Here is an 11925-nt window from a genome sequence, read left to right as displayed (position 1 = left end):
TTGTAGTTAAAACCACCCGGCATGAAAACCATCATTGTCCCAACAGATTTCTCGGAAACAGCCTATAACGCTGCCCGCTATGCCATTGGCCTCGCGGAGCAGACGGGCGCTTCCCGCATCATACTTTACCATGCGTATGAGCTGATCGTGCCTATACCAGACCTCCCTACCGCCGTGCCCATGGTGAATATGGACGACCTGAAGGCCGCCAGCATTGAAGGTCTGGAGAAAATGAAATCGCTTCTTTCCCCGGCCCTTCCGGCAAGCGTAACGCTGGATTTCCGGGCGGACAACCATCTGCTGGCCGCCAATATCGACCAGGTCTGCAAAGACGAACAGGCGGACCTGATCATTATGGGCATCACCGGCGGCAGCCAGCTGGAAGAGATACTGGTAGGCTCCAATACGGTGGACGTGGTGAAGAACTCCAATTTCCCGGTGATCGTAGTGCCCACCCAGGCAAGCTTCCGGCCAATCCGGAAAGTAGTATTCGCCTGCGATCTCCGCAAAGTGGCCAAGACCACCCGCAAAGACGTGCTGCATATGGTGCTCGATATCTTCAAACCGGAGCTGCATGTACTGAACATCCAGAAGGAAGGCCGCGAGCACATCCACCCGGAAGAAAACCAGGAGCTGGACAACATGCTGCACAACTACAATCCGCAATATCATTTTGTAGACCATCCGAATACGGTGGAAGGCATTACAGCGTTTGCCGAAAAGGAGGCTGCCGACCTGCTGCTCATCATCCCGAAAAAACACGGGCTGTTCGACAGCATTTTCAAACGCAGCACCACTTCGAGGATCGCTTTCAATACACACATCCCGTTACTATCTATTCATGAATAAAATCCCTGTGATGAGAACTATGCTAAAAAGAACTGTTTTACTGATGGCGGGTGTATTATGCCTGCACACTGTTACCGAAGCGCAGATACTGAAAAAAGCTTCCGGTATTCTGAAATCCGCCTCTACAGGCGGTTCCACCGCGAATGTTTCCGAGAATGAAGCGGGAATGGGTATCAAAGAAGCGCTGGAAAAAGGCGTCAGCGCCGGCATTTCATTGCTCAACAAAGAGAATGGCTTTTTCGGGAATGAACTCTACAAGGTGTTATTACCGCCGGACGCGCTGAAGGCCGAGAGAGCCCTGCGCAGCATCGGCCTCGGCAGCCAGGTGGATAAAGCCATCCTGCAGATCAACCGCGCGGCGGAAGAGGCCGTGGGTTTTGCCAAACCGATCTTTGTAAATGCCATCAAACAAATGACCATCAACGATGCGCTTGCACTGCTCACCAGCGGCAACAAACGTTCCGCAACGGATTTCTTCCAGAACAAGACGACCGCGCAGCTGACGGCGGCATTTTCACCGGTGATCGACAGTGCGCTGAACACGACCAGCGCCACGAAATACTACGGTGATATCGTCACAAAATACAACAGCCTGCCTACCACTTTCAACAAGCTCAATCCTGACCTGAAAGGATATGTAACGGAAAAAGCGGTGAAAGCGCTGTTCGACCAGATCGCGAAAGAAGAGCTGTCTATCCGTGAAAACCCCGCGGCCAGGACCTCCGAGTTGCTAAAGAAAGTTTTCGGGGGCAATAGCTAAGCTTCCGTCAACTCCCCGCCAGCAGCACCTGCCAGGCTTCCGGCACCTTGTTTTCCGCAAGCAGCTGCTTCGCGTAGGTATGCAGCTCCTTTTCCATTTCATCGGGGTTCACGCTGTAATATTGAATGATGTTCTTTAGATGCTCGTCATGGAAAGCGGCGTCTATCACCGGCAGCTCATGCACATTGCCGAGTTGCCCGAGATTGTTGCCGGTAAGGATGCTGCTGTTGCGGATGCCCCAGGGCAATGCATCCACGCCGATGCCCAGTTGCAGGTTGGGCTTCGCCACTTCAAACACCGCATTCCCCGACGCACGGCAATAATAATCGCCACCCATGCGCGCTACGAGGTCGATCTTCTGCGGATCGATCCGGCCATTTGCGTCCAGTATGTCTTCATCTATGTGCAGCAACACCGGCTCGCAGATCACGAGGTTGCCCGCGCCGCCTTCTGTGCCGGTTTCCACCACCTGCCGCACCACGCATTCCATCTGCACCGGGCTTTCCTTTACCCGGAAGGGTTTCACGCGGTCAGACGCCAGCGGCGTAAAGCCGGCCTTTTCAAATTCACTGATGCCTTTCGGGTATTCGCAGCTGGACAAAGACGCCTGTTGTACCATCGCATGCGTGACTACATTGATCACCACTTCGCGGGTAGCCAGAATATTTTCCAGTGTATGCTTTACCGTATTATCTCGCACTCTGCGGGAAGGGGAAAAAATGAGCGTGGGCGGATTGGAACCGAAAATATTGAAGAAGCTGAAAGGCGACAGGTTAGGCTGGCCCTCCGCGTCTACCGTGCTGGCAAAGCAGATGGGGCGGGGCGCTACGGCGCCCAGCAGGTAGGCGTGCAGCTGGTTGGTCTTGATCTCTCCGGGAATTATTTTCATTGTACGTTCTTTTTCCGGGCCAGTATGGAAAATTCCGAGTCTTCCGCAACGATGGTATTCTTCAGCCTGCCAAGCCCTTCGATCTCCATTTCCACCACATCGCCGGGTTGCAGCCATTGCGGCGTGTAGTTAGGGTCATTGAGCTTGCCGGTGCCGTTCAGTTCAAGAAAGCAACCGGTGCCCACTGTTCCGCTGCCGATCACATCGCCGGGCAGGATGTCCGCGCCATAAGCGCAGCGCTCCACGATCTCCGCAAAGGTCCAGTCCATATCGCCCATATTGCCTTCGCTCACCTGCTGGCCGTTTACCCAGCAGCGCATGGAGAGATTGAAGGCGTTGCCGGTATGCCCTTCTTTCGCGGGGATGCGGTAAGGTTCCAGCTCATCCGCTGTTACGAGCATCGGGCCGATAACGGTGGAGAAGTCCTTCCCCTTGGCGGGGCCGAGGTTCAGCTTCATCTCTTCCATTTGCAGCAGGCGCGCGCTCATATCGTTCATGATCATATATCCGCCGATGTATTCATCCGCTTCTTCCGCAGTGATATTGCGGCCGCGCTTGCAGATCACGATGGCGGCTTCCAGCTCGAAGTCCAGGTTCCTGAAGTGGTCCGGCATGCAGTAAATGTCGCCGGGGCCCTGGATGGCGTTATGATTGGTGAAATAGAAGATCGGGTATTGATCGAATTCGGGGATCATGTCCACTTTGCGGTTACGGCGCGCCGCCGCCACATGCTGGCGGAAAGCATAGCCATCACGGCAGGAAGTGGGGAAAGGCACCGGCGCCAGCAGGGTAGCGTTGTCATACGGCACGCCCCAGGTGTTGGCCCTTGGCATTTTGCCGGCCTTGAGCTGCGCATCGATGCTTTTGGCGAGGTCGATCACTTCTTCCCACATCTGCAGGAACATGTGCATGGTGGTGGGCAGGTCCGGGTGCAGCTCCTGCAGGTTGTACAGTTGCCCGTTCACCAGCATCGCCAGCTGATCTACTTCCTCTCTTAAATACGTAACAAGTTTCATCTGTTAAAATTGATTTTTTACTGGCCAGATGGAACCTCGCATTAACATAGCCTTGTGCGATAAATGTACCATGCTCGGTTTCATTGGTCTGGTTTGATTTTTTAATGGTCTGTGTCAGGCCCGGAAGCATGTCAGGTGGATAATGCGGCAGCCACGCTCCATCTGTCTTCTCCCAGGCCTGTCCGTTGCGTTTTGGTGTTTTTACGGCTTCAAATATAGCCCTTTTGGAGAACGAAATTTTTATAGCTTTAAGGTATGCCTCGCTTATCGTCAACCATCATCCTGCTGCTTTGCGCCCTCACTGCCATGGCCCAGCCGAAAACGGACCGGTTCCTGGAGGAGCTGCTGCTCAAACATGCTTCGCCCGCGCTGCGGCATGTACTGCAGCATCCCGATTCCTTTCACTGCCAGCTCATCTACACCCAAATTAACCGCGATGCGAAGAACAGGCCGGTATTCAGGCATTACTATTATCATCTGGACGCAAATCAGTATTTCAATCCCGCATCCACCGTAAAAATGCCACTGGCCTTTCTCGCGCTGGAAAAACTGAACGAGCTGAACATGCAGGGGCTTGACAAATACACGCCGATGTTCACGGACAGCGCTTTCAGCGGGCAGTCGCGCGTATACCGGGACACTTCGACGGAAAACGGCCTGCCGTCCATTGCGCAATACATCAAAAAAGTGTTCCTCGTCAGCGACAACGATGCGTACAACCGCTTGTATGAATTCATCGGGCAGCAAACGATCCATGAAAAGCTGTGGGCGAAAGGATATCCGCGGATGCGTATCGTACGCCGTTTTGTATCGATGAATGAAGAAGAGAACCGGCATACGAACCCCGTGCGCTTTGAGCGGGACGGGAAGCTCATATACGATCAGCCCGCCGCCGTCAGCACCCTGACGTATGATTTCAGCAAACCGGTATTCATCGGGAAAGCGCACTACGACCGAAACGAGCAGCTTGTAAACACGCCGATGGATTTCACGCGGCACAACAATGCCCCGCTGGAAGACCTTCAGCAGCAGCTGCAATCCGTGTTGTTCCCCGCTTCGGTGCCGGCGTCAAAACGGTTCAACCTGGCGGCGGACGATTACCGTTTTTTATACCGGTACATGGCGGCCCTGCCTTTTGAATCCCGCCATCCCGCTTACGACACCACGGAATTTTTTGACAGCTACACGAAGTTTTTCCGGTTCAAGGCCGGCAAAGGCAAAATACCACCTTACATCCGGGTGTTCAATAAGACCGGCTGGTCTTACGGCTTCCTGACGGATGTGGCTTATTTCGCGGACTTCAAAAACAAAGTGGAGTTCATGATCAGCGGGAATATCTATGTGAACCGGGACGGCGTGCTGAACGATAACAAATACGAATACGAGGAAATCGGGTATCCTTTTTTTAAAGAAGTAGGGGACATCATCTATCAGCACGAGCTGCAACGCAACCGCCCGCACGAACCGGACCTTTCACTTTTTGAAGAGGCTACGGCCGGACTGGGGCAGCCACCCGCCGCCATCACACGGGGCGATACCACCAAAAAGCGTATAGCCATCGTATTTACCGGGCATGAATTCGCGGATGGCGGGCGGCATATTGCGGACGTGCTGAAGAAACGCAAGGCGCCGGCCTCGTTCTTTCTGACAGGCACCTTTTATGAAACGGAAGCTTTCGCCCCCCTGATCCGGCGGCTGAAGAAAGACGGGCACTACCTGGGGCCGCATTCCGGGCGGCATTTGCTGTATTGCGACTGGGCGAAGCGGGACAGCCTGCTGGTGACCCGCCGGCAGTTTGAGGACGATCTGGCGCTGAACTACCGGGCCATGGAAAAGCACGGCCTTCCGGCGCCGCACTATTTCCTGCCGCCGTATGAATGGTACAATGATTCCATTGTGCAGTGGACTTCCGGTCTGGGCCTGCAACTGGTGAATTTCAGCCCCGGAACGCGCAGCACGGCGGACTACACTTACCCTGAAATGGGGAAAAGTTACCGGGACAGCGAGACCATCCTCCAATCTATCTTACACTTTGAAAATCAGCGGCCAGCGGGGCTTAACGGGTTTATCCTGCTGCTGCATATTGGTACAGACCCACGGCGTATAGATAAATTTTATTTTCAATTGGATAAATTGATACGATATTTGCAGCGTAATCAATATGAATTGGTTACCATACCCCGGTTGCTGTCGGAAGACCTTTGAGATGTAGCGGAAGTCCCCCGGCTGTAACTTGAAAAGATTGTTTCCCTACTCCTGTTACCGAAAAGGCAAATTAATTTGATTTTTAAAATTTAGGAGTCATGAAGTTTGACAAAATTAAGAACAAAGGACAGGCAAGATTATTCGAGAGTCAATATCTGGAAGTACTCACTAAAACACATCCCCTGATCATCTGGGGTATGTATCTGCCTATTATCGGCTATATGCTTTACTACAGCAATGCGTCGTTAGGGTTCGGTATTGGACGGATCGCCGCGGTATTTGTCAGCGGTTTGGCTGTATGGACGTTGTTTGAATACGTCATGCACCGTTTCCTTTTCCATTTCGCAACGGAAAATCCCCGGATGAGGCGGTTCGTTTACGTACTGCACGGCAACCATCATGAATATCCGCGTGACAAACAGCGCTTGTTCATGCCGCCGGTGCCGAGCATCATCATCTCGTCGATATTGTTCTCCATACAATACCTGTTAATAGGCAAGGCGGCGTTCATGTTCTTCCCGGGTTTTATACTCGGCTACCTGCTGTATGGAAGCATGCACTATGCCATCCACGCCTGGAACCCGCCGTTCAAGTTCCTGAAACCGCTGTGGCGCAATCATCACCTGCATCATTATAAGAATGATGACAAGGGATTTGGCGTGAGCACCGCTTTCTGGGACCACGTGTTCGGTACCTTCTTTGATCTGGAAAAAGAGCGGGAAGACAAGGAGAAAGTGAAGGCGCTGATGTTCGAGAAGAAGTGATCTTTTCTACCATTTTTCTTCGTCGTCTGTAAGACTTTCCGGAGGCTGGCGGTATATCTCCCGGCTCCGGATCTTTTCCATTTGCCGGTCGATGATCAGCTGCGCGAGAGAATTGAATACGTCCGGGTAGCTTTCGGCCGCCAGGATCTCTTTTACCTTCCGCTCCGATACATCTACCTGGTAGAGCAGCAGCACGAACTGCTGGAAGTCCCGCTCCACCAATACTTCAAGCCTTTCTGCCAGCCGTTTCCGCAGGTCTTCCATGCTTACGGCGGCGGGTACACGAATGCCCGCATTTTCCTGCAGCCATTCGCCGGTTTCCTGTAGGTAACGTCCGGACATTATTTCATTTGCTTGATCTTGTAAGATGCGTTGGTGGTAATGCGCACGGGCACGGTCAGGTCTTTTCTCAGCTGTTTTTTGCGGTTGGCAAGATAAACGTATTCGCCGTTCATCTCGGTATGCTGCACGCAAAGGCTCGGGAAGCCGCTTTCGCGGTTGATCACGTAATTGCTGGTCTGTGTGCCCTGGATGGAAGCGGTGGCCTGTATGCCGTCTTCCACGGTGAAAGTTTCTGTTTTATCAGTTTTCACGTTGCCGGTGCCGTTGATCTTGGCCGAGTTGCTGTCCCAGTAAAGCAGGTTCCAGTAAAGGTCTACCCTGCCTTTGAGCCCTGTTCTCAGCGGAACGGTTTCTTCCCACTGGGTGCCGTTCTTGATGCCGTGCACCGGGTATATTACCAGCAATTGTTCCAGCCAGGAGCGGAAAGCGTCGGTGCCGAACTGATCTTTCAGGAGCTTTTTATAGGCTTCCTGTTCATCTGACTTGAGTGAGGAGAAGGCGGCGGAAGCTTTGTCCATCAGCGCATCCAGGCCATCTACCTTGTTGATGATGCCGTTGGTTTGTATCTCTACGGTGAAAGGCTGGTCCAGCATCAGTTTGAGCGCGCCCTGCAGGGGTTCTTCGCTGGTGGTTTTCGCGTCTACGAATATATTAACGTTCTTGGCGTTGAAGTTAAACTTCAGGTCGGTGTACATCCAGGCCAGCAGTACGCGGCCGGGGCCTGATTCGGTAACCTTGATGGTCATCTGGGTATTGTAGTCGCGGGTAGTGCGCTGCACCACTTCACTTACCGTCATGTAGGTTTCACTGCGGCTTTCCTGCTGCAATGCAAACTCATCCCCCGTTTTAAATTTGTAATCAAGCTCCACATATTCCTGCGCGGAGAGCGAAATAGCAAAGCTGCAGAGCAGTGCTGCCAATCCGGTAATCTTTTTCATTCGTAATTGTTTGTCTTTTTATTGGCCTCATGGAACCTTTCGGTTTCATTCGTAACTTTTTATCTTAAACATATTTTTCTATCACCCCCAGGCCAAACAGCGCAAAATCATATTTGACCGGATCTTCGGGATCGAGCGTCCGGAGCATGGCTGTCAGCTCCTGTGCTGTTTTCCAGTTGGCTTCCGCTTTTTCAATGAGCCCGAGCCTTGCCGCCACGCGGCTGACGTGAACGTCCATCGGGCATACGAGCTGCGAAGGCGAAATATATTTCCATAAACCAAAATCCACGCCATTTTCATCGCTCCGCACCATCCAGCGCAGGAACATGTTGAGCCGTTTGCAGGCGGAATTGCCTTCGGGGCTGGAAACATGCTTGCGCGTGCGTTCCGGGTGCTCCAGGGTAAAGAACATGTTGTGAAAGCCGGTGAGCGCTTTCTCCGTGTCTTTGTCCGTATCGTCCATGTGCCCGCTGAAAGCGAATTCCAGGGAGGTCACATTGGAATAATAGTGCTGGAGGAACTCTACGAAATACATCAGGTCCAGCCCGTTGAAGGTCCGGTGTTTGAAGCCCATAAGGCGCATCCGGTCCTGCGCCTGGTGGTTCAGGATGAAATCGTAAGGTGCGTTATCAAAGAGCTCCATCAGCTCCGTACACTTGTTGATAATAGTAGTACGGTTGCCCCAGGCCAGTATGGCGGCAAATAGTCCGGCTATCTCGATGTCCTGCAGCAGGCTGTAGCGGTGGGGGATGCTGATCGGGTCCCCGGCTACAAACGCCGGCTGATTGTAATATGCCGCTTTGGCGTCTAAAAAATCTCTCAGTTGTTGGGACTTCATATGGTTATGGTATATGGACTCCCGCTGCAATGCAGCGGGGACGTAGGTGTATCGGCTAAAAGTAAGGTGTTTCTCCCGGTTTTTCTAATCCGGCGCTGAAACTAGCCTATCGCCTGTTTCAGGTCTTCCACCAGGTCGGCGGCGTCTTCGATGCCTACACTCAGCCGCATCAGCGAGTCCGTCAGCCCGTTCTTTATTCTTTCTTCTCTCGGGATGGACGCATGCGTCATCGTGGCGGGATGCCCGATGAGCGACTCCACGCCGCCGAGTGATTCGGCCAGGGAGAAGAGTTTTGTACCGCTCAATACCTTGAGCGCCGCCGGCTGGCTGTCATCTTTCAGCGTGAAGGAGATCATGCCGCCGAAGCCGCGCATCTGTTTTTTAGCGATCGCATGATTGGGATGATCTTCAAATCCGCACCACAATACTTTTCCAACTTTCGGATGTTCCCGCAGGAAGCGCGCAACGGCCTCTCCGTTCTCGCAATGCCTTTGCATGCGTACGTGCAGGGTTTTCAATCCGCGCAGTATCAGGAAGCAGTCCTGCGGCCCCGGTACGGCTCCGCAGCTGTTCTGAACGAAGGCCAGCTGCTCCGCGAGCGCATCGTCTTTCACGATCACCGCGCCATGCACCACATCGCTGTGGCCACCAAGGTATTTTGTGGCGGAATGTACTACAATATCCGCACCAAGATCAAGCGGGTTCTGCAGGTAGGGCGAGGCAAAAGTATTGTCCACCGCCAGCAGCACTTTATGTTCCTGGGCAATGGCCGCGCAGGCGGCTATGTCGATGATATTCAGCAAGGGATTGGTCGGCGTTTCGATCCAGATCATTTTCGTTTGTGCGTTGATGAAAGGCGCGATCTGCTGCGCGTCGTGCATGTTCACGAAATGGAATTTAACGCCGTAGCGGGCGTAGACCTTTGTGAAGATGCGGTAGCTGCCGCCGTAAAGGTCGCTGGAGGCGATCACTTCATCACCGGGAGAAAGCAGCTTCATCACTGCGTCGGTGGCGGCCATGCCGCTGCTGAAGCAAAGACCATGTTTTCCGTTCTCTATGGCAGCCAGCGCGTTCTGTAGGGCGTGGCGCGTGGGGTTCTGGGTACGGGCGTATTCATAGCCCTTGTGATCACCCGGAGCGTTCTGCACATAGGTGGAAGTCTGGAAGATGGGCGTCATAATGGCCCCTGTGGAGGGGTCCGGCTCTACGCCTGCGTGAATAAGCCTGGTACCTAACTTCATGGTTTGCTATATTTTATGAGAACTCCAAAGGTAAGGATTTTGGGAATGGGGACTTTCAGGCGCTTCAAAACAGAATATATAACGGATATACGTAGTTATACTATAACACTTACGTAGTATTACGCAAGCTGTGAAATGCTTATTACTACGCACTTTCACGTGAATTTCCCGTATGTATGCCGGTAAAGACCTATGCATACCTTGTGATATATGACGGTCACGAGGAATTTTGATGCGTTCACCAGAAACGGTTTTTACCTTATCCGTTTATCGTATACTTTTACGGCAGGTTTTTCATAGGATATGGTTAAAAATTTCTGAAGGCGGTATTCTTACCGCTTTTTTTATTCCTCTTTTTCTCTATACCTATATATGAATAAAGGCAGCGGGTTTCGCTGCCTTTTATTATAACTGTTGAATACCAGTATTTTATTTCCTTTTCTTGCCGGTGGATGCGGTAGCGTCGCTCCAGCGGATGGGGAGGCTTACCTGTGTTTTGTCCCAGCCCATCAGCAGGTTAGCGCCGTAAGATGCTTTTTCGAACACCATGCTGAAGGCTTCCAGCTCTTCGTCTGATGTACTCACAGGCACGTCTGTACGCACGAGATCAAGGCTTTGTTCATATTTATAAGCGCCCCAGATATCGGTTTGTTTATTGACGATGACGGTCCATTTGTTTTCAGACGGGATGGCGTAAAGGGTGTAGCGGCCTTTGGGTACCTGCCTGCCACCGATCACCACCGGGCGGTAGAACTCCACTTCCGTGGCTTCATTGGCTCCCAGGCGCCATACTTTGCCATATTCCACCAGGTTGCCGAAAATGGGACGGCCTTTTTTCTGCGGGCGGCTGAATACCACGCGGGCCACCAGCGAGCCCGGTTCTCCTTTTACCTTGCATACATAAGGGTACATGACGGGAAAGTAAGCCATGTCCATCGGGCTGGGGTCTACGGGGGGCATTTTCTTTTCCTGCGCAAAAGCCGGTTGCAACGTGGCCAGGCATACAATGGCCAGTAATGTTTTGATCTTGCTCATAACCTGCGTATTCTTTGTGTTATTATCAATTTATGTCCAAAACTAGGCGATTTTCAGAAAATCCTCAAAAGCGCGCTTTCGAAGCACTTGCAGATAAGACGCTTTTACGGAAGATCCCCTTCATACCGGCTTTTCATATAATCCAGCGCATCGGGGAAGAACTGCCGGTAGCACAGCGCCAGCGTTTCATAATGCGTTTCGAACACCCCGAACGGTACCGTTGCCGGTTTGGAAAAATATTTCGCCCGGCGCACAATGCCGGAAAAGGACTGGAAGATGGCGTCCCGCTTGTGGTAATTGTATAGCCAGTTCTCGCTGCGCATGTAGGCGAAGAACCGCTGAAAATCCGGCGGCAGCTGTTCCTGATGCGCGGCTAATATATTATAGGTAGATGCGGAAAAGGAGGCAAGGGATGGCAGGGAGAAGTGTTCGGGGTCGTTGGCCAGGAAATGGTCGTACACCACGTCCATAAACACGGGCCCGTAAGGCCCGCAGTCCGGCTGAAATACGGCTTTAGCCTGGCGTGTGGCCGGATGTCCGTCCGTAAACTCATCCAGCGCCCGGTGCAAACGGATACCTTGCTGTATCCTTTCATCATAACTATATATCTGTTTTCCTTTCACGAAATCCGCGATCATTTGTCCGACTGTTATAGCAGGATCATGAAAAGATAAATAAGCGTGTGCGAGGTAATTCATCGGCTGTTGAACGGTAAAAGACAGGTTATGAATGGTAAAAACCCGATAAACAGGGGCTTTCAGCTTCTCCAAGATAAGACTTATCTGCGATGATGTCCGCTATTGGGAATAAGTGTCCGCTTTTGAAAAACGTGTTTTTCATCCTACCAGTTGTCACCAGCATTCCACTTTAACAAAGTCTTAACCTTCGCTCGTGCAACATTTGCTCTTTCCGCTCAACTCCTTTGCTGTACGGCATTTCAGGGGTGCGCGAAATGCATTGTTATATATACGTGATAACATGCATAACATTGAATTAATCTTGCCAGACCACTCTTAAAGATTCGCTTGTCAACCGTTCCGCACCGGAG

General features: G+C 52.2%; 12 protein-coding genes. 4 read left to right on the top strand and 8 right to left on the bottom strand.

Going from position 1 to position 11925, the window contains the following annotated elements; all coding sequences use genetic code 11:
- Positions 1 to 21 precede the first annotated feature (21 nt).
- Together CCY01nite_RS05795 and CCY01nite_RS05790 are read left to right on the top strand one after the other, a co-directional pair.
- Positions 22 to 849 (top strand): universal stress protein, encoded by an 828-nt coding sequence (locus tag CCY01nite_RS05795; protein WP_146858667.1) that lies wholly within the window; start codon positions 22 to 24, stop codon positions 847 to 849.
- 10 nt (positions 850 to 859) lie between these two features.
- Positions 860 to 1609: a DUF4197 domain-containing protein gene (locus CCY01nite_RS05790; protein WP_246129860.1), complete on the top strand. Its 750-nt coding sequence runs from the start codon at positions 860 to 862 to the stop codon at positions 1607 to 1609.
- Between the two features lie 7 nt (positions 1610 to 1616).
- On the opposite strand, the gene CCY01nite_RS05785 is transcribed toward CCY01nite_RS05790, so the two are convergent.
- Entirely contained in the window at positions 1617 to 2498 is an 882-nt protein-coding gene (locus CCY01nite_RS05785) for a flavin reductase family protein (protein ID WP_146858665.1), read from the bottom strand.
- Positions 2495 to 3514, bottom strand: coding sequence for a fumarylacetoacetate hydrolase family protein (locus CCY01nite_RS05780; RefSeq protein WP_146858663.1), 1020 nt, complete (start codon positions 3512 to 3514; stop codon positions 2495 to 2497). The genes CCY01nite_RS05785 and CCY01nite_RS05780 overlap by 4 nt, the downstream gene beginning before the upstream one ends.
- 255 nt (positions 3515 to 3769) lie before the next feature.
- Here CCY01nite_RS05780 and CCY01nite_RS26740 point away from each other — a divergent pair, with 255 nt between their 5' ends.
- Together CCY01nite_RS26740 and CCY01nite_RS05770 are read left to right on the top strand one after the other, a co-directional pair.
- Positions 3770 to 5719, top strand: a complete 1950-nt coding sequence (locus CCY01nite_RS26740) for a serine hydrolase (RefSeq protein ID WP_222614314.1) — start codon at positions 3770 to 3772, stop codon at positions 5717 to 5719.
- Between the two features lie 98 nt (positions 5720 to 5817).
- Positions 5818 to 6483, top strand: a complete 666-nt coding sequence (locus CCY01nite_RS05770) for a sterol desaturase family protein (protein ID WP_146858661.1) — start codon at positions 5818 to 5820, stop codon at positions 6481 to 6483.
- A 6-nt stretch (positions 6484 to 6489) separates the two neighbouring features.
- On the opposite strand, the gene CCY01nite_RS05765 is transcribed toward CCY01nite_RS05770, so the two are convergent.
- The 6 genes from CCY01nite_RS05765 to CCY01nite_RS05740 all read right to left on the bottom strand — a co-directional run bounded on the left by CCY01nite_RS05765 (position 6490) and on the right by CCY01nite_RS05740 (position 11575).
- On the bottom strand, positions 6490 to 6825 hold the full coding sequence (locus CCY01nite_RS05765) for a hypothetical protein (protein ID WP_146858659.1): 336 nt from the start codon (positions 6823 to 6825) through the stop codon (positions 6490 to 6492).
- Positions 6825 to 7763, bottom strand: a complete 939-nt coding sequence (locus tag CCY01nite_RS05760) for a DUF6263 family protein (protein WP_146858658.1) — start codon at positions 7761 to 7763, stop codon at positions 6825 to 6827. The genes CCY01nite_RS05765 and CCY01nite_RS05760 overlap by 1 nt, the downstream gene beginning before the upstream one ends.
- A gap of 64 nt (positions 7764 to 7827) precedes the next feature.
- Positions 7828 to 8601: a TIGR02757 family protein gene (locus tag CCY01nite_RS05755; RefSeq protein ID WP_146858656.1), complete on the bottom strand. Its 774-nt coding sequence runs from the start codon at positions 8599 to 8601 to the stop codon at positions 7828 to 7830.
- Between the two features lie 101 nt (positions 8602 to 8702).
- Positions 8703 to 9842: a cystathionine gamma-synthase gene (locus CCY01nite_RS05750; RefSeq protein ID WP_146858654.1), complete on the bottom strand. Its 1140-nt coding sequence runs from the start codon at positions 9840 to 9842 to the stop codon at positions 8703 to 8705.
- 429 nt (positions 9843 to 10271) lie between these two features.
- Complete coding sequence (locus CCY01nite_RS05745; protein ID WP_146858652.1) at positions 10272 to 10877, bottom strand: DUF2911 domain-containing protein; 606 nt, start codon at positions 10875 to 10877, stop codon at positions 10272 to 10274.
- 104 nt (positions 10878 to 10981) lie between these two features.
- Positions 10982 to 11575 (bottom strand): acyl carrier protein phosphodiesterase, encoded by a 594-nt coding sequence (locus CCY01nite_RS05740; protein WP_146858650.1) that lies wholly within the window; start codon positions 11573 to 11575, stop codon positions 10982 to 10984.
- Positions 11576 to 11925: the final 350 nt, after the last annotated feature.

Origin of the sequence: Chitinophaga cymbidii, from assembly GCF_007992715.1 — a bacterium.
In the GTDB taxonomy this organism is placed as follows: domain Bacteria; phylum Bacteroidota; class Bacteroidia; order Chitinophagales; family Chitinophagaceae; genus Chitinophaga; species Chitinophaga cymbidii.
This window is presented reverse-complemented; position numbering and strand designations above follow the sequence as displayed.